At 53.2% G+C, this 18526-nt stretch carries 19 protein-coding genes; 9 read left to right on the top strand and 10 right to left on the bottom strand.

The genetic code is table 11. The annotated features are described in order from the left end of the window. The first annotated feature begins 114 nt into the window (after positions 1-114). Complete coding sequence (locus tag AFK65_RS20430) at positions 115-1314, top strand: enolase C-terminal domain-like protein (RefSeq protein WP_007705800.1); 1200 nt, start codon at positions 115-117, stop codon at positions 1312-1314. Here the strand turns inward: AFK65_RS20430 and AFK65_RS20425 are convergent. Continuing rightward, complete coding sequence (locus AFK65_RS20425) at positions 1302-2021, bottom strand: GntR family transcriptional regulator (protein ID WP_032805185.1); 720 nt, start codon at positions 2019-2021, stop codon at positions 1302-1304. The two genes, AFK65_RS20430 and AFK65_RS20425, sit on opposite strands and share 13 nt — an antisense overlap. Before the next feature lie 353 nt (positions 2022-2374). On the opposite strand from AFK65_RS20425, the gene AFK65_RS20420 reads away from it, so the two are divergent. Next, positions 2375-3952: a sensor domain-containing diguanylate cyclase gene (locus tag AFK65_RS20420; RefSeq protein WP_032805186.1), complete on the top strand. Its 1578-nt coding sequence runs from the start codon at positions 2375-2377 to the stop codon at positions 3950-3952. A 92-nt stretch (positions 3953-4044) separates the two neighbouring features. Here AFK65_RS20420 and AFK65_RS20415 read toward each other — a convergent pair whose 3' ends face one another. Further along, on the bottom strand, positions 4045-4860 hold the full coding sequence (locus AFK65_RS20415; RefSeq protein WP_007705807.1) for a hypothetical protein: 816 nt from the start codon (positions 4858-4860) through the stop codon (positions 4045-4047). Between the two features lie 597 nt (positions 4861-5457). Here AFK65_RS20415 and AFK65_RS20405 point away from each other — a divergent pair. Together AFK65_RS20405 and AFK65_RS20400 are read left to right on the top strand one after the other, a co-directional pair. Beyond that, positions 5458-5940 carry an Hcp family type VI secretion system effector gene (locus tag AFK65_RS20405; protein WP_007705829.1) on the top strand — a complete coding sequence of 161 codons (483 nt, stop codon included), beginning with the start codon at positions 5458-5460 and terminating at the stop codon, positions 5938-5940. An 18-nt stretch (positions 5941-5958) separates the two neighbouring features. Beyond that, positions 5959-6897, top strand: coding sequence for a hypothetical protein (locus tag AFK65_RS20400; RefSeq protein ID WP_007705831.1), 939 nt, complete (start codon positions 5959-5961; stop codon positions 6895-6897). Between the two features lie 390 nt (positions 6898-7287). Here AFK65_RS20400 and AFK65_RS20395 read toward each other — a convergent pair whose 3' ends face one another. Next, on the bottom strand, positions 7288-8286 hold the full coding sequence (locus tag AFK65_RS20395; protein WP_007705836.1) for a GlxA family transcriptional regulator: 999 nt from the start codon (positions 8284-8286) through the stop codon (positions 7288-7290). A gap of 157 nt (positions 8287-8443) precedes the next feature. Here AFK65_RS20395 and AFK65_RS20390 point away from each other — a divergent pair, with 157 nt between their 5' ends. The 4 genes from AFK65_RS20390 (at position 8444) to AFK65_RS22465 (ending at position 11199) form a co-directional block, all read left to right on the top strand. Next, entirely contained in the window at positions 8444-9214 is a 771-nt protein-coding gene (locus tag AFK65_RS20390; RefSeq protein WP_226993492.1) for an alpha/beta fold hydrolase, read from the top strand. Further along, positions 9195-9818: an FMN-dependent NADH-azoreductase gene (locus AFK65_RS20385; protein WP_007705841.1), complete on the top strand. Its 624-nt coding sequence runs from the start codon at positions 9195-9197 to the stop codon at positions 9816-9818. Before AFK65_RS20390 ends, AFK65_RS20385 begins: the two co-directional genes overlap by 20 nt. A 15-nt stretch (positions 9819-9833) precedes the next feature. Then, positions 9834-10145, top strand: a complete 312-nt coding sequence (locus AFK65_RS20380) for a YciI family protein (protein WP_032805187.1) — start codon at positions 9834-9836, stop codon at positions 10143-10145. A gap of 865 nt (positions 10146-11010) precedes the next feature. Continuing rightward, positions 11011-11199, top strand: coding sequence for a helix-turn-helix domain-containing protein (locus AFK65_RS22465; protein WP_081589527.1), 189 nt, complete (start codon positions 11011-11013; stop codon positions 11197-11199). A 153-nt stretch (positions 11200-11352) separates the two neighbouring features. Here AFK65_RS22465 and AFK65_RS21485 read toward each other — a convergent pair whose 3' ends face one another. From AFK65_RS21485 to AFK65_RS20345, 7 genes are all read right to left on the bottom strand, one after another. After that, positions 11353-11931, bottom strand: a complete 579-nt coding sequence (locus tag AFK65_RS21485; protein WP_071602588.1) for a response regulator transcription factor — start codon at positions 11929-11931, stop codon at positions 11353-11355. A gap of 39 nt (positions 11932-11970) precedes the next feature. Beyond that, on the bottom strand, positions 11971-12447 hold the full coding sequence (locus AFK65_RS20370; protein ID WP_032805189.1) for a porin family protein: 477 nt from the start codon (positions 12445-12447) through the stop codon (positions 11971-11973). 586 nt (positions 12448-13033) lie between these two features. Beyond that, positions 13034-13447, bottom strand: a complete 414-nt coding sequence (arsC, locus tag AFK65_RS20365) for an arsenate reductase (glutaredoxin) (RefSeq protein WP_007705849.1) — start codon at positions 13445-13447, stop codon at positions 13034-13036. 44 nt (positions 13448-13491) lie between these two features. Next, a complete protein-coding gene (locus AFK65_RS20360) occupies positions 13492-14775 on the bottom strand; it encodes an arsenic transporter (RefSeq protein ID WP_007705851.1) in 1284 nt (427 codons plus the stop codon). 86 nt (positions 14776-14861) lie between these two features. Further along, entirely contained in the window at positions 14862-15197 is a 336-nt protein-coding gene (locus AFK65_RS20355) for a metalloregulator ArsR/SmtB family transcription factor (protein WP_007705853.1), read from the bottom strand. 89 nt (positions 15198-15286) lie between these two features. Further along, a complete protein-coding gene (locus AFK65_RS20350) occupies positions 15287-16174 on the bottom strand; it encodes a dihydrodipicolinate synthase family protein (RefSeq protein ID WP_053531650.1) in 888 nt (295 codons plus the stop codon). A gap of 24 nt (positions 16175-16198) precedes the next feature. Further along, entirely contained in the window at positions 16199-17077 is an 879-nt protein-coding gene (locus tag AFK65_RS20345) for a DMT family transporter (RefSeq protein WP_038858835.1), read from the bottom strand. Positions 17078-17169: 92 nt separating this feature from the next. On the opposite strand from AFK65_RS20345, the gene AFK65_RS20340 reads away from it, so the two are divergent. Further along, positions 17170-18504 carry an aminotransferase-like domain-containing protein gene (locus tag AFK65_RS20340; RefSeq protein WP_038858834.1) on the top strand — a complete coding sequence of 445 codons (1335 nt, stop codon included), beginning with the start codon at positions 17170-17172 and terminating at the stop codon, positions 18502-18504. The last annotated feature ends 22 nt before the right edge of the window (positions 18505-18526 follow it).

Below are 18526 nucleotides of genomic sequence, written 5' to 3'. Positions count from 1 at the left end.
AAGGCGGAATAACTGACCAAAATAAATAGTCAAAAAAAGGGTTTACCCGTCAATATTTTTAGGGCCATGATATTCCCATTACGTATTCCCACAGCGCTGTAAAGGAGTTATTTCGTGACGCCTGTGAACATCAAAAATATCGAATGTTTTATTACCCGCCCGGACAGACATAACCTGGTGACGGTTCGTGTGACGACCGATCAGGGCGTCACAGGGCACGGTTGCGCCACATTTCAGCAGCGGCCGCTCGCCGTTAAAACCATGGTGGAGGAGTATTTACAGCCGCTGCTGACGGGCCGCGATGCGAACAACATCGAAGATCTGTGGCAGATGATGAACGTTAACGCCTACTGGCGTAACGGTCCGGTGATGAACAACGCGATTTCAGGCGTGGATATGGCGCTGTGGGATATCAAAAGCCAGCTCGCCGGTATGCCGCTGTATCAGCTTTTTGGCGGCAAATCCCGTGACGCCATCCCGGCGTACAGCCACGCCAGCGGCGACACGCTGGACGCGCTCTTCACGTCAGTGGACGCGCTTATCGAACAGGGCTATCGCCATATCCGCTGTCAGCTCGGTTTTTACGGCGGTACGCCTTCCGGCCTGCACGCGCCGGAAAACCCGACGCCCGGCGCCTGGTTCGATCAGCAGGAATATATGCGCAATACCGTCGATATGTTCCGCGCGCTGCGCGAGAAATATGGCTGGAGCCTGCATTTTCTGCATGATGTTCACGAGCGCCTGTTCCCGCAGCAGGCCATACAGCTTGCGAAACAACTGGAGCCATACCAGCCCTATTTTATTGAAGATATTCTGCCGCCGCAGCAGAGCGCCTGGCTTGAACAGGTGCGCCAGCACAGCTGCGTGCCGCTGGCGATGGGGGAACTCTTTAATAACCCGAGTGAATGGCACGATCTGATTGTTAACCGCCGTATCGACTTTATCCGCTGTCATGTGTCGCAAATCGGCGGGATCACCCCGGCGTTGAAACTGGCGCATCTGTGTCAGGCGTTCGGCGTGCGACTCGCCTGGCACGGCCCTGGCGATATGACGCCGATTGGCGTGGCGGTGAATACGCATTTAAATATTCATCTGCATAACGCGGCCATTCAGGAGTTTATCCCGCGCTCCGCCATGACGGATCGGGTTTTCCCCGGCGCGCCTGAGGTTAAAGACGGCTTTATCTATCCGCCGGTGAATGCCGGCATTGGCGTGGGATTCAACGAGACGCTGGCGCAGGCGCATCCGGTGATGTATCGCCCGCATGAATGGACGCAAAGCCGCCTGCCGGACGGCACCCTTCACACGCCCTGATTCTGGCGACGGGTTAAATGCTCGCGGTTATACGGGATGACGTAGGTGCAGGTATAATTGATATCAATAATATCGCTCACCTCGAAGACGCGCCCGCCCTCCAGAATGCCGCGATTATTAATGTGCATGGCCGGGCTGCCCTTCTTGCAGCCCAGTAATACCGCCTGTTCACGGCTCACGCTCACGGCGCGATAGGTGGTCAGCATGTGGGAAATCGTCAGCCCTTTGCTCAGGACATACTGCTGAATAGAGTGCTCAATAGCCTGCTGATTCAGATCGGGGAAATCCGCCGCCGGCATACTGGAAATTTGCAGCTGAACAGGCGCGTCATCGACGTAGCGCAGACGGCAAAAATGCCAGATGAAGCTTTCCTCATCAATGCCGAAAATCTGCTGCGCCGCTTTGTCCGGGCGTTTTTTATGCAGGCTAATCATCCGGTAGCGGATTTGATCGAAGCGTTTTTCGGTAATCGAGTTGTAGACCAGCGGGTTATTGCGTGCCTGTTCGTTGATCCAGGCGCCTGAGCCCTGAACAATCCGCACCACGCCGATGCTCACCAGTTTTTCCAGCGCCTGGCGGATAGTAAAACGCGAGACGCCATACTCTTCAGCCAGCTGCCTTTCCGGCGCCAGCTTACGCGGCCCCGGCGTGGCGTCCTGATAGATTTTGCTGAGCAGATCCTGGGTCACAAACTCTTTTTTATTCATTATTTTTACCTGCATAACGTCGGCGGGGGAGCGCGGAGTCAAGCGTATCATTGAGCGGGGTTTTTTTCAGTCTGCTGAAAGAAAGTCTGTGTGGTGAAAGCGTGAGGGGGAGAGGGGCACTGCGGGTAAACGCCGACGGCGCTATCCTGCGCGTCGCGCCGGGTGCGTGTCGATTTTTCCATCAGGGCACGCCTGCCGTCTGAGCCCTTATCTGTAATGTTACCGTTAACGGTGTGAGTACTTGCTCCGTACTGTTAAATTATTGTCACCAGGCGCGCGCCAGGCCCTCCAGAAACGGCGGGCAGTACCGATAACCCCTGAAGCAACGTTGGTTATTTCCGGGGAAACGTTTCGTGACTCTCAGACAGTTTATTTCCTACCGACTTGGGTTAAGCACGTCGCTTGGCCGAAGCCTGGCTGTCTTACTTCTGTTCCTCCTGGTGGGCGGGATCGGCACGAACGTACTGGTGTTTATGCACTCCTGGGACGATGAGATAGCACAGGCGGCAAACAAGGCCGTCAACCTCTCCGTCGCCCAGGTGCGTCAGGCGGAAGATACCTTTATGGCGGTCGGCCAGACGCTTGATGACGTACGCACTACGGTGGGCGCAGGCCAGGCCTCGACCTACCACAGCTATCTGGTGCGGCTGAAAGCGCGCCAGCCGCTGCTCGACGGGCTCTATTTCTATAACGCGCAGGGAATCATCAAAGGCTCGTCTTCCGGCATCACTGGTATTCCTGCTGACATTACGCACAACGACTATTTCCGTTTTCACTATGAAAACCGCCAGACCGGCATTCATATCGGGCGCGTGATCAAAAGCCTGGCGTCGGATGAGCTGGTGATCCCGGTGTCGGTGCGGGTCAACGATCTCAGCGGCGGCTTCGCGGGTGTGGTGCTCGCCACCGTAAAGCTTGACTATTTCCAGCGCTTTTACAGCTATTTTGAACTCGGCCCGCGCGACATGCTGGCGCTGCTGCTGACCGATGGCTCGGTGCTCTGCGTGCGACCGTACGATAAAGCAAAAATCGACATGAATATTTCCGGCAGCCCGCTGTTTACCCGCGAGCTTATCCGGGCCGACCGCGGCACCGGCACCTGGGTGGCGTCGCTGGATCATATCGAAAGGGTATTTGGGTTTGCCCGCACCGAAAAACTGCCGCTGGTGGTGGTCGCCGGTTACGATCGCGCGGAAGTGCGTATGCACTGGCTGAGCAATAATCTGCCGGGACTGCTCTCCAATTTTATGCTGCTGCTCGGGTTTCTGGTGTTCAGTTCCGTGGTGTTTCGCAAGGTGCGCAGCAGCATTCGCGATCAGCAGGAACTCAAACAGCTGCGCGACGAACTGCTGAAAGCGAACCAGACCTTTAAATCGATGGCGATGGCCGACAGCCTGACGGGGCTTGCCAACCGCCGCAAATTCGACACCACGCTCGCGAAAGTGCTGGCGGATTCCGCAGCGTCAGGAAGCCCGGTGTCGCTGATTATGCTCGATATCGATTTCTTCAAACGCTACAACGACAGCCGCGGCCATGCCGCCGGCGACGCCTGTCTGCGGCTCATTGGCAATACGTTACAGATGGTGACGCTGCGCACCTGCGATCTGGTGGCGCGCTACGGTGGGGAGGAGTTCGCGATCGTACTGCCGGATACCACTGGCGAAGAGGCGCTGGCGCTGGCGCAGCGGGCCGTCAGTATGGTCAGGGAAAAGCATCTTCCGCACCCGTCAACGGATCTGCCGGAGCAGATTGTCACCATCAGCGCCGGTTGTCATACGGTCAGGGGCAACGGGCGTGAAGACGCGTTCAGCGTGCTCATTCGCGGCGCCGATACCGCGCTGTATCTTGCGAAAAACCGCGGGCGCAACCAGGCGTTCCGTCTGCCGAACACTATCGCGACCGGCAAGGATAAATCGATCTACGCGGCTTAAGGCGCGATGTTTGTTTTGTAAGGCGACGATGGGGCAGCAGAAGGGCAGGAGAGGTTCACCGCCAGTACAACACTCTCTGACGGTGCAAGGTTTTAATGCTTACTGACACGCGCCAGGAACGTGGTCCACTGCGATTTCAGAGCGTCGATATGGTCTTTTTCGAGCTGCTTTACCGGGGTGGGATCCTGGCTCTCATTCACTTTACGCATGAAGCCGGAAAACCATTCGGGGGCGCTGGAAGAGGTTGCCGTCACGGCAAGCATACCGTTGCGCGCCTTCTGGGATTCACCCTTACCAGCCTCCAGCAGACTGAGCTGATTCTCATACTCTTTTATACTCGCCATATCGCCATTCTGTTTTGCGATGTCGATAAACGCCTGCGTCATCGTTTTCATCTCGTCATCCTGCGCGGCGGTTTTCTTTGTCATCCATGCTGTGACGATGTCCTGCGCTTTGGCCTGGTTTTCCTGCGGCACATACTGCGCCACAAGATAGTTCAGCTTGGCCTGCTGCATGGCGAGATCCATATCGCTGGTCGTTGAGTTAGACGTGCTGGCCGCAGGCGTGCTCAGCGCTTCGGAGAGCAGGGCGCCCATATCCAGAGACGAGAGCGTGGAGAGTTTAGAGAAATCCGCGAAGTTATCGGAAATCTCACTGTGCAGCTCGAGGCCCGGCACGCTGCTGTTCGCCTGCTGCTCCAGCACGGCGCGACGCTGCGCCAGCATGTTTTGCAGACTTTTACTTTGATCTTCTTTGCTCTGTCCGGCACTGGCAGGCGTTTCACTGCCGGACTGTACGGCACTGGTTTTGTCGGTTGAGATACCGATCGTTTCCTGGCCTTTTTTTCTGGCGTAATAATCACTGCTTACGGCATAACTGTCCTGCATTGTGGGTACGATGGTGGTCACTTTCCGAACTCCTTCCGGTTGAAATAGCATCATGTTGCTTATCGGCGGGGTGGATGTGCGCTTTAGCGTTATATCAGTTTCCCCCCTTTTTTAGGGGGGAGACGGAATAGCAGCGAATTTAAGATTTTGCTGAATTAACGAAACGGTATTTTTGAAGGTAACTAATAACATTGTTAATATTTCATTTTCTAAGTAAGAAAGGGATTTAAGATAAATCGCAGGTGCGATTTTTTTCACCCGGCAAACCAGACGTAAAACAAGATTGTTTTATAACGTATTATTTCAAATAAAACGCAGCGGTAAACGCTATGATAATTTTTCCTTATTAATGTTAATCAATGTCATTATGCGTTTGCTGTTGCTCAAGCCGCGTTTTTTTGTGAGCTACGGCACATTTAATTTTTTTTGCAGCGGCAATGCTCCGGCAATAAAAATGAAACAAATACAGGATATACGCGGAAATAATTCGAATGAGATTCGTCTTAATTTCCGGGGCGGTATTGTTTAGCCTTTTGAATAAATTTACAGTGAAACCGCATTATTTGCCTCCGGGCTCTGCTTAATTCTCACCTGCTATCTGATAACAAGGAGTATTACATGGCTATTGATATGTTCCTGAAAGTGGAAGGCGTTACTGGCGAATCTAAAGATGCTAACCATTCCAGCTGGATCGATGTGCTCTCTTTTAACTGGGGCGCAGCGCAGCCGGGTAATATGGCTGTGGGTGGCGGCGGCGGTGCCGGTAAAGTTAACTTTCAGGATTTAGCCGTGCAGGCCATTGTGGATAAAGGCACACCCGCGATCCTTAAGTTCTGCGCCAGCGGTAAGCACGTCAATAAGGTTGAGCTTTCTGTCTGTAAAGCCGGTGGTCAGCAGGTGGAATATTCAAAAATCGTTCTTGAAGATGTGCTGGTCACCCGGACGGAATTTACCGGCGTCGGTCAAACCGATACGGTACTGGTAAATTACTACTTCCAGGCCGCGAAAGTGAATTTCCATTACTGGGAACAGTCGAATCAGGGCACCAAAGGCGCTGAAACTAAAGCTGGCTGGGATATTAAACAGAATAAAGAACTCTGATAAAAAAGGAGTGGCAAGATGGCAGAAATTAACTCCATGATAAATGCCCTTCTTTCCGATCGGTCCCACTTTAATGAACAAGAAATACATACCATTATCGACTTCGTGAATGAACTCGATGATGACATGCTGTATCAGTTTGAAAATGCTGAAGAACGCAGCGTGATGTATAGCTATGAGCAATTACTGGCCAGCTCCCGCCCTGTTGGCGTCAATAACGGCGGGCGCGATCTGGAAATGGGATTACTCAATTCCGGACCGAATAATACTATTCAGAATAACCGCCAGTTCTTTGACCGGTATAATACCCGCGTTCCTCGCATGGGCGGGCGCGGGGGCAACATTTATAATGAAGCCACTAAAATCAGCTATGATTTTGCCGGTAAAATTATCACAGGGCTCGGCGGGATGTTTGGCGCGTCCGCCGGTGTCGCCGCGACGGTCACATCCGGTAGCGCCGCGGCAAACGCGGCTTCGTCTCTGGGCGTGCGCACCGCATTTCTGGCCGCAGGGGGTGTTTGCGGCGTCGTGGGCGGGGTGCTGGTGCTCCTGCGCAATACGTTGTCGGACAGACAGACGGCGAACAACAAACGCTTTCTGGAAACCGTCAAAAAAGCCGTGAAAGTGCGTAATAAAGTGAATAAGTTTTTCGAAGAGACCAATAACAAGGTGGTGAAAGATCCGGCGAAGGCGAAAACACAGCTGGAATCCGGTCTTGCCTCGCACCCGGCCCGCTTCGCGGCAGGGCCTGGCGGCTCAACGGTCTACGCCGATTTGTCGCCGGTGGAAAAGCTCCTCACTGAGGATTTCGCGACGCAGCACTATGATATCCGCTCAAAAGTGGTTATCAGTCGTGGTAATCCGTGGCACATCACGCTCAATACGCTGCGCGGCGGCACTAAGCAGTTTTCTCAGGAAGAGATGACCGTTCTGCAGAATATCGCAAGCCGGTTGTAAAACTGCATTTCGCGGCGCTGCGCCACTCTCCGACGGCGGTCTCATCCACCGCCTGTCGTTCTTACTTATACCCACGCACAACTTTGTCCTTTTCTCAGGTAAGCGGGCCTGGCTGCGGATTGGGCACAGAGCCAGCACACCGTCTGACACACGGCATAACGATTCGTTGTAACCCATATTTTCGTGGAGTACATCCTTGATGGCGGCTGACGTTCCCGATGGCGCCGCGGCATACCGTGAAAACCACTTATACGCAGTCGATGAGGCCCTGTTTCGCCTGTGGCCCGTCACGGATATCTTTGCCGGTGCGGGTAAACCAGAGAGGGGAATATTTTGCACTGCCGGGCGAATGGGGGGGAATGATAAAACGCGTATCCAACCGCACCGAAGTCACAGGCTGCGATTTTTAAACCATTTTTTATACAGCATGGGCGACATGCCCGTTACGGCGTTAAAAGCGCGACGAAACGCGCCTTCATCGCTATAACCGCACTCAATAGCTATCTGCTGTACGGTCTTCGCCGAGTCTTCCAGCATCCTTGTCGCCATCTCGATACGAACTCTGATAATGAAATTTTTAGGGCTCTCATGTAACAGGTCGCGAATTTTTCGATGAAGAGTTCGGGTGGTCATATTAAGCGCCGCTGCCAGCTGTTCAACGGTAATCGATGGGTTGCCATAACGCACCAGATGTTCAGCCTGCATCAGCAACGGATGCACCGAATTAAGGAATCCCCTGGGAGCATATAAATGCTGTGACAGCGGCTGGCCATCCGCTATTGCCATATCCGTGGTGAGCTTTGCGGCCTCCGGCCCCGCAAAAGCGCTAACCACATTTAATGCGAGGTCTATCCATGAAAGCGGTCCGCCGGAAGTGATAACAGTACCATCTTCTACAAGCGTTTTACCCCATGCAGGCTTTGCAGCCGGATACCGTTCTCTAAACGTATGGAACAACCACCAGGTTGTGGCGCAGTTTCGACCATTGAGCAGCCCAGCCTCTGCGAGAATAAATCCGCCGGCACACACACCGGCGACACGCCCCCCGCAAGAGTGGTGACGTTTTATCCATTTCGCCGCTACATTGATTGCTTCCACATCAACGGGATAGCGGTGCTCATCAAGCCGCATTCCGGTAGCGACGATAAGGTCAAATTCCTTATCCATCGAGAAAGCGGCGTCAGCCTGAATCAGACGGCCTTGCGCGTCTTCCACGGGTAGCCCATCCGCGGTAACGATGTGGGTTGAAAACAGCGGAGCTGACGCATCCGCATTACGGTTCAACACAGGGTTGTTCATCACCACATGGCTGGCAAGCCAGAATATGTCTGTTAATCCAGCCAGCGCTGAACGCATGCTACCCGGCACGGCAACAAGAGCAATACGCATTGTGTTCCACTCTTAATAATGTCTGATTTTACATCTTATATGTCACTCCGGACACTTCATACGCATTTGTGCACTCAGATAGACTCAGGCGGTAAATCATTCATGGAGTTCTCTGATGAATCACGTTTTGCGACAGCTATTACGCAGGAGTTTCCTGATGGCTGGTTTATGCATCGCATCAGTCACTCACGCTCAGGAGGGTGATGTGAAAATTAATAATATCGTGCTCGTGCATGGGGCTTTTACTGATGGTTCGTGCTGGAACGCAGTGACAGGAAAGTTGCAGGCGCTGGGCTATCACGTTACGGCTGTACAAAATTCACTTACGTCTTTGAAAGAAGATGTAACAATAACGGAACGAGTTCTGGCCAGGCAAAAAGGCAATGTCCTGCTTGTAGGTCATTCCTGGGGCGGCGCGGTAATAACGCAAGCCGGAAATGATCCCAGGGTTAAAGGGCTGGTTTATCTGTCTGCAATATTACCTGACAGCGGCGAGTCAGCAGCAGATGCGCTGGCGCGCCATCATAACTCACCTCCCGCGTTTCGGCCGGATGAAAATGGTCTGATTTGGCTGGATGAACCAGAAATATTCCAGCAAGTAATGGCCAATGATATACCGCAATCTCAGGCCCGAATACTGGCTTCAGTCCAGCAACCCATTGCTGCATCCGCTTTTAGCGAAAAAATAATTCATGCGGCCTGGCATGAAAAGCCTGTCTGGTATGTATTAACTGAAAATGACCAGGCATTAAGCCCGGATGTCCAGCGACAATTTGCAAAAGAAAGTCATGCTACTACAAAACAGATAAATGCCGGACATCTGTCTATGATCTCACATCCTGATGATATTGTCCGAGTCATTAGCGATGCGGCTGAGGAACTTTCATCCAATAAGAAGCTGGTGCGTCATGAAAATACTACATATTGATTCAAGTATCGCAGGCGAAGACTCAATTTCTCGACAGTTATCTCAGGAAATCGTGCGTAGCATCAGGGAAGCTTTTTGGGTCGAAAAGGTATCTTATCGTGATTTAATTAAAGACGAAATTCAGCAAATGAACTGGGATATTGCAATGGGGTTTCGGCCTGATTCGGGCGATATCTTTTTTTCCGAAAACGTCACGAAAGAACATCAGTTTTCTGACATGTTAGTGAATGAGTTTCTTGCCAGCGATGTCGTTGTTATTGGTGCGCCAATGTACAACTTCTCTGTTGCCAGTCAACTTAAATCCTGGCTTGACCGGATTGCTCAGCCAGGTAAAACCTTTCGCTATACCGAACATGGCCCGATCGGATTAGTAAAAGATAAAACGGTGATTATTGCATCCTGCCGTGGGGGGTTTTACAAAGATCTTCCTCTTGAAGATATGGATTTTCAGGAGCGGTATCTGGAAAGTTTCTTTAACTTTCTGGGGGTCAAGTCTGTGCAGTATATACGGGCGGAAGGCATGTCGCGCGGCGCCGAAATTAGGCAGGACCAGATAGACAGTGCTTTCTCGCAGATTCCATTGATTATTGAAAACCTCAATTAATTATAGGGTTATAATATGTTGCATTCAGTAACGTTATCGTATTTATACACGCCTGATGAAATTAAAATGCATTTTGACGAGCATAAAGCATGGCTTGTTGAAGGCTTTGCTCAAGGATTGATCATCCTTGCAGGGCCTCTGAAAAACGGGGGCGGCGGGTATATCCTTTTCAATTCAGAAGACATCCAGGTGGTTGAGGAATTTTTAAGCTCAGATCCTTTTGTTAAATATGGGCTCGTGCAGATTGATATCGTCAGTACAGAACCGGCTTTATGCTCAAAAGATTTTCCTCTGCAATGGGCTCCTGCTGCTAATCGAATTGGGTAATTAACAGTTTAATAGCGGTGAGATGGATATAAAGGTTTGCAAATAAATAATTTTAAGAGAGACGCAATGCGCTACCCAGGTGTGCATTGCGTCATTTTTTAGATATACCATGTTGACCTCAATGTGCAGGCATACCTGAGCCGTCACTCTATTCCATTTGTCAGAAACTTTTCCAGCAAAAAAAGGTAAAAATTCTTTACTTGCAACCCCTGACGCTATCGTAGGGGTTATTTTATTGCCATGCCCTGGGTGAGCGTAAGGGTGAAATTTTTACTACCAATATTAGTAGTGGCATTAAAATAAGTGTCTCTATATTTGTACTATTTTGAGTGTTATTTTGTGTAAATTTGGACTTGTCTGCATGAATTAAAAACATATCATGAGACGCTAATCCGCATAGCTTACTTAGTGTAATGGCGATGAGAATTTATACAAATAAAACATTAATTGATGTTATTGTCACCTGTACTGAAAACGTGAATGGGTGCAAAAAAGTTTTGGCTGCTGCTAATCAACGGATTAACATTGACGTACATGATAAAAAATATGTCTATATACTTCTTGAAGGTAAATTAGATCTGTACAGGATTGTGGATGATATTCTTATATTATCTATTGAGGAGCCAACAGTGATTGGCGCGATGTCAGTTATTGATTATCGCTCCTTTCATTATTTCAAAACATCGACGGAGTCAGTGCTCCTGGAGATGAGCGGAAACACGTTTATTCAAATAATTGATAATAATTCGTTATGGAAAGAAATGTATTTCCTGGTATGTGATTACGCAATGGATTTCTTTTGTCGCGATACCAGATTTAGCTCTAAAAGCTCCTATAATATAATAAAAAATAATCTGGAGATAATCTGGAGATAATCTGGGGCTATCCAGTCGGAGAGAGGAGTGAAATATCTATATTTAAATTTATTTTGTCGAGGAGCAGCATTTCCCGCAGTTCGTTAAATAAGATCCTCAAGGAGTTATGTAATGGTGGGTATATTAAGATAAACAGAGGAAGGTTAATCGACATGAAAAACCTTCCCAGTAAGTTTTAGATTATTCAGGCGGGAGCAAAAGCTTTCTTAAAAAACTTTTCTTATTGGCGCTGATATCTTTTTTTTCATTGTGCTTATAGTTTAAATAAAACATAAGCACAATCATGAACGCAAGAACAATCGCCGTGATAATAAGAACTAAGGCTTTAAGTATCATAAGGAATCGCCTTTGGATGCAAATGCGAATAAATAAAGCTCATGCCGGTTTTTTAGATTAAGTTTGCTTAAAATACTTTGACGGTGAGCGCTGATTGTTTTTTTATGTATTTGTAGTTTGGTAGAAATGGTATCATCTGTTATTCCTGAGGAAAATAAAGATAAAAGCATCGTTTCTCTTGGGGATAATCTTTTTAAAACCTTTTCGTAATGTTCTGATTTTTTATCGTAAAACTCCCCGAAACATTCAAGGTACGTTGGGGCATTATAATTTGATGGTAGCACCAGAGTGTTTTTTAAGCAGCACTGAGATATTATGTAACAATGCAGGTAGTTATCGGTTATTAATATCTTTTTTTCTGTAGCGCTCACGAGAAAAATCAAATCCGGCATTTTTGATGATTTTTCTGCTAATTTTAAATTGTCTCTCAAATGCACATGGCCCTCAATCAGACACTTTACACCATAATAAAAATAATAGTTTTCAGTAACAACATATACTTTGGTTATAGATTTGCGGCTGGGTTTTGATATTATTTTATCTTTCATGGTGATTATCGCTTTGGCGTCGTACATTTTGAGAGCTTATTAAAATTAATGGTGATATATGGTTTATTAAAATGAGAACCCAAAGCCAGTATAAAGAATATTAATTTGTTTATGTTCGATCCAGCCCGCTTCATAGCCTGCATTGAAAGATAAGTAGCTATTCGCCCGTACGTTAATCCCTGCGCTTAGCGAGGGGCCATAAGTTTGCTCTGTCTGGCTTCCCTTGAATTTTGAACCACATGCGATGCCTGCCTGGCCGTAACTGGTGATCGCGTCTGAAAGCTTAAACGTTGGCCCCAGAGAAGCGGAAGCATATTTTATCTTTCCGTAATTGTCGCTTTTCGTTTTCTCAATCCAGGTAAACGCGCCAGCCACACCGATGCTGTCAATATCATGCATTAATTGAATGTTCCCCCCTCTTATGTGGTCAGCGCCAGGAATGGCGCCCTGGGCAAAATTCAAAGAAATTGTATTTGCGGAGAATGCATATGCTGATGATAAGACGCTTAACCCAATAAAGGCTTTCAAAATATTCATTTTCATATAACCCTCCCTTTCATAATTTCCATTAGTATACGATCCTGCTATTGAAGCTCCAGATCACTAATATATAAACGCCTGTGTATTAGAGGGGTTAAAAATATGTATTAATATACAATCCAGTGTTTGTTTTTGTATCTTGTCAGGTTTATTAAAGAGAGTAAGGATATTTATTAATTCAAATGCGTACATTTTAAACTGCCACTGGATCAACAAACAACGAGAATGCATTGGTGGCGATTTACTCGGGGTGTGCAAAAGCGTAATAAGCGTTGCTTTTAAGCATTTAAAATTGAAGCAGTCAGGGCGTCAGAAGCCATACCCGACAAAGAAGCTTTACAGCTGGCTCCGGGCCGATATGACGCCGACCGACCAGAAGCAGGAAACGGTGAGGGTGATGTGCGATTCAGCAGGTCAGCCGGTCATTATGAGGCGCAGCGTCTGGCGGCTGTACGCATTTATCCGGCGCCTTACTGAACTGTTTACCGCATTTGTCACCTGAGTGAACTGAACGTTAAACGAAGAAGACGTCGGAAAGGCATCGCGACTGGGCGGTGGCTGTTGCCAGGTTGCTAAAGGCCCAATTGCATCAGGGCGCAGGCGGAATGACAACGTCGCCATCTTCTTTGGTAAACGGGCCTTGCTGCGGATCGGGCAGAAGAGCCAGCACCGCTTCTGACGGACGGCACAGCCGGGTACCGAGCGGCGTTACCACAATCGGGCGGTTGATAAGAATCGGGTGCGCCAGCATCGCGTCCAGTAGCGCCTCGTCACTGATTTTCTCATCGTCCAGCCCGAGCGCCTGATACGGCTCGACATTTTTGCGCAGCAGCGCCCGCACGCTAATTCCCATCTCCGTAATCAGTGTCTTCAGCTCGTCGCGCGTCGGCGGCGTTTCCAGATAAAGAATAATGGTCGGCTCCACGCCGCTGTTGCGGATAAGGCCAAGCGTATTGCGTGAGGTGCCGCAGGCCGGGTTATGGTAAATCGTAATCGGTGTCATCAGGGTTCTCCGTCAGGGCGCGTTTTGCCGCGCCCTGGACCAGGTTAAAAGGAAAGGCGCAGGGCGAGGGCGGCAAGCGTCACCAGCAGTACCGGCAGGGTCATGACAATGCCCACCCGGAAGTAATAGCCCCAGCTAATCACAATATTTTTCTGCGCCAGCACATGCAGCCACAGCAGCGTGGCGAGGCTGCCGATTGGCGTTATTTTCGGGCCTAAATCGCAGCCGATGATATTCGCGTAAATCATGGCGTCCTTAACGAGGCCCGTGGCGGCGCTGCCGTCGATGGAGAGCGCGCCGACCAGCACCGTCGGCATATTATTCATCACTGAAGAGAGCGCGGCGGTCAGAACGCCCGTCCCGAGCGTCGCCCCCCAGATCCCGTGCTGCGCGAAGACGTTAAGCAGGGCGGAGAGATAACCGGTCAGCCCGGCGTTGCGCAGGCCATACACCACCAGATACATGCCCAGCGAGAAAATGACGATTTGCCACGGCGCGCCTTTCAGCACCTTGCGCGTATCGATAACGTGTCCCTGACGCGCGACCAGCCAGAGTAATGCCGCCGCCACGGCGGCGACCAGACTCACCGGCACGCCGAGCGGCTCCAGCGCGAAAAAGCCCACCAGCAGCAACACCAGCACCAGCCAGCCGGTCATGAAGGTGCGCCGATCGCGGATCGCCGTCTGCGGCGCGCTGATTTTTTCACGATCGTATGTCGCCGGAATGCCTTTGCGGAAAACGAGGCGCAGCATCACCAGTGAAGCCGCTACCGAGGCGAGGTTCACCGGCACCATCACGGCGGCATAATCGCTGAAGCCGAGCGAGAAAAAATCCGCCGTCACGATATTCACCAGATTCGAGACCATCAACGGCAGGCTGGCGGTATCGGCGATAAAGCCTGCCGCCATCACAAACGCCAGCGTCGCGCCGCGGCTGAAGCCCAGCGCCAGCAGCATCGCGATAACGATGGGCGTCAGGATCAGCGCCGCGCCGTCATTGGCGAACAGCGCCGCCACCATGGCGCCCAGTAAAATTATCCAGGTAAACAGCCGGGTTCCTTTACCGTTGCCCCAGCGCGCTACGTGCAGCGCCGCCCAGCGGAAGAAGCCGCACTCATCCAGCAGCAGACTAATGATAATCACGGCGATAAACGTCGCAGTGGCGTTCCAGACGATATCCCACACCGCGGGAATATCGCTGATCTGCACCACGCCGGTGAGCAGCGCCAGCGCCGCGCCCGCCGACGCGCTCCAGCCGATGCCGAGTCCTTTCGGCTGCCAGATAACCAGAACCAGGGTCAGGATGAAAATCGCACCTGCCAGAAACATACCGCTCTCCTTGACTGAAAAACTACGGCTTTTGCGCCGGAAAAATACTTAACAAATATGCTAATACATATGTGTAAAAAGGAATTTTAGCCGCAACGTCTGTCGTGTGATGCGCTCTGCGCGACCAGAGACGCGATGCTCTCCCGCTGGCATAAAAACGCCTGCTCAATCACTGCGGCAGCCCAGGCGGGCATGTGCGGCGAAAGCCGGTAGTGGATCCATTTGCCGTCGCGGCGATCGCAGAGAAGACCGCTGTCGCGCAGCAACGCCAGGTGACGGGAGATCTTGGGCTGGGAGAGGTTTAACGTGGCCGAAAGCTCGCAAACGCACAGCTCGCCCTGGGCGCGCAGCAGCAGCGTCAGATGCAGCCGGGTGTCGTCAGCGAGCAGTTTAAACAGCTGTAGCGGTGTGAATGACGTCATGTAGCCCTCCCTGAATCGTGGAGGGCAGTGTGGATCGCTCAACGTGTGGCGTCAATAACATATTCTTTTTTACGAATATGTCTGACGACTCAGCGATAGTCCCGTTGCGCCAGCGCCGTCTGCAGTTGCGCGCGCGCCTCGCCCTGCAGGCTCAGCAGCGGCTCCGGCAGGCAGGGCGCGGCGGCGCGCCCGGACAGCTCCGCGGCCGCCGCGATCACCCGCAAACTGCCGTAACGGCGAAACAAGGCCCACAGCGGCTCAAACTTCTCATTGAGCGCGGCGGCCTGAGTCTCGTCGCCCGCCAGCGCGGCGTCAGTCAGCGCGCGGATATCGCGTGGCCAGAGCCCGGCGGCGACCGAATAGAACACGTCGGCCCCGGCCAGCAGCGCCCCGGCGGCCTGCGGATCGCCGCTGGTGCCCAGGGTGACGGTGGCGGGGATCTCGCGACGCAGGGCGGGGATTTTCGCGGCCGCCTGGGCGGCATCGCTGAACGGGCTGAGTTTAATCGAGCCGATATTGGGCAGGCGCGCCACGGCGCAGAGTAACTCCCGGGTAAAGGTGAAGCCCGTGGTGGCCGGATTATCATAAATGCACAGCGGTACCGAAACCGCGTGCGCGACACGCTCATAGAGCCGGTATGCCTCTTCCTGGCTGAGCGGCTGATAGGAGAGCGGCGAGACCAGCAGCCCACGCACGCCGGCGCGCTGGGCGTCATCGGCGAGATCCAGCATCTCCTCCAGACGCAGCGCGCCGATGCTGGTAATAACCGGAATGTCGCCTGCCGCGTCCGTCGTCAGCGCCGTGATGCGGGCGCGTTGCTCACGGGAAAGGTAGGCGTAGCTGCCGGTGGAGCCGAGCGGGGCAATAATATCCACCTGCGCCGCCGTCAGATTTTCAATCAGCGACACAAAAGTTTTTTCATGCGGCTTGCCGTTAATAAGCGGCGTCAGCGGAAAAGCGGCGAGACCCTTAAACATGGTATTTCCTTATTAAAGCGCCCATCAGCGCGCGAATTTCTTCGAGCCCGCCACGCAGAGGATCACCCCCAGCGTCACGGCCAGCATCAGCGGGCTGACATGTTCATTAAGCAGCGTCGCGGCGAGCGCGAGGCCGAGAAACGGCTGTAAGAGCTGAAGCTGCCCGACGGCGGCGATCCCGCCCGCGGCAAGCCCCCGGTACCAGAATATAAAGCCGACCAGCATACTGAACAGCGACACATATCCCAGCGACACCCAGGCGGCAGGCGCCACCGCGCTGAACGTGGCGGGCCGCGTCACCCAGGCGGCGCACAGCATCAGCGGCAGCGCGAGGATCAGCGCCCAGCCGATCACCTGCCAGCCGCCGAGCTGGCGCGACAACGCCGCGCCTTCCGCATACCCTAACCCGCACAACGCCACGGCGGCCAGCATCAGCAGGTCGCCCTGTAACGAGACCCGCACATCGCCAGAGAGGGCAAAACCCGCTACCAGCAGGCTGCCCAGTATCGAGAAAACCCAGAAGATCGGACGGGGGCGTTCGCCGCCGCGCAGCACGCCAAAGAGCGCCGTCGCCAGCGGCAGCAGACCGATAAACACCATCGAATGCGCGGAGGTCACATGCTGAAGCGCCAGCGCGGTCAGCAGCGGAAAGCCCACCACCACGCCTGCGCAGACGATGGCAAGCGACGCCGCCTGTCGTCGCGTCGGGCGCGTTTCCCGGCGCAACATAATCAGCAGCAGCGCCAGGCCGCCCGCGATGGTGGCGCGGGCGAACGTCAGAAAAAACGGCGAGAAATCTACCACAGCGACGCGCGTGGCCGGCAGCGAACCGCTGAAAATAATAACCCCCAGCAGGCCATTCAGCCAGCCTGCCCACGGGCCCGGACGGGGCGGATTTTCCATAACACTCTCCTGATCAGATCGCTCACGTTGACGGCAGCCAGTGTAGAGCGCTAGATTCAGGACAATCAAAATATTGTCATGGATACATTGCTGTGAAAGCGCGCTACAAAACCTTGGTCGATCGCTATGCCGCGGCGATCCGCAGCGGCGAATTAATCGCAGGCGCTCAGCTGCCGACGCACCGGCGGCTGGCGGCCGAACACCATGTCTCGCTTGCGACGGCGACGCGCGTTTACGCCGAGCTGGAGGCGATGGGGCTGGTGAGCGGTGAAACGGGGCGGGGCACTTTTGTGCGGGATATCGCGCTGCCGCCGGGGCTGGGTATCGATCAGCATGCCGTGGCGGCCGATGCGCTGGATTTGAGTTTTAACTATCCCGCGCTGCCAGGGCAGGCAGAGCGGCTGCGCGACGCGTTGCGCCAGCTTGCTTCGGCCGGGGATATCGAGGCGCTGTTACGTTATCAGCCTCACGCCGGGCGCGCGAAAGACAGAGAGACTATCGCCGCGTATCTGGCGGGCACAGGGCTGAATACTGCGCCGGAGAATGTGCTGGTGGTGAGCGGCGCGCAGCATGGCCTCGCCGTGACGGCAATGAGCCTGCTGCGGCCCGGCGATGTCGTGGCGGTGGACGCGCTCACTTACCCTGGTTTTAAAGTGGTCGCCCAACTTTGTCATCTTGAACTGGTGGCGGTGCCGTGCACGCCGCAGGGGCCCGATCTCGCGGCGTTGCAGGCGCTCTGCGAAAAGCGTCGCGTGCGGGCGGTTTACACGATGCCGACGCTGCATAACCCTCTCGGCTGGGTACTGACGCCGCGCCAGCGACGCGCGCTGGTGGCGATGGCCCGGCAGCACGATCTGTTGCTGATTGAAGACGCGCCGTACGCCTGGCTGGTTAAGCCCGCGCCGGTGCCGCTCGCGGCGCTGGCGCCCGAAAGAACGGTGTATGTGACGGGGTTTTCCAAAAATATCGCGACGGGCCTGCGCGTGGGGGCGGTGGTCTGTCCGTCGCTATATCTGAGCGCGTTCGAGCGCACCATTCGCGCCACTGCCTGGAATACGCCTGCGCTGATGACGACGCTGGTATGCGACTGGCTGCGTGACGGCACGGCGAACCGGTTTGAAGTGCTGAAAAGGCGCGACGCGCGGACGCGCCAGCGTATCGCCAGAGAGGCGCTGGCCCCGCTGGAGGTGATGAGCCACCCGTCGTCCTATTTTCTCTGGCTGCCGCTCAGGGAAGGCGTGCGGGCCGAGCAGGTGGCGCAAAAACTGCTGCAGAAAAAGATTTCGGTGTCCACCGGTGAGCCGTTCAGCGCTTCATTCCATACGCCCCACGCGATACGGCTCGCGCTCGGCTCTCTACCGCTGGAGACCCTGCGCAAGGCGCTCGAAACGATCCGGGAAACTATCCTTTATGAGGAGAATTTGTAGCGCCACGAAGCCGGGCTTAGCG

It is taken from the genome of Cronobacter universalis NCTC 9529 (assembly GCF_001277175.1).
Classification (GTDB): domain Bacteria; phylum Pseudomonadota; class Gammaproteobacteria; order Enterobacterales; family Enterobacteriaceae; genus Cronobacter; species Cronobacter universalis.
Note: the sequence above shows the minus strand (reverse complement) of the source record. Positions and strands in the feature narration are given on the sequence as shown.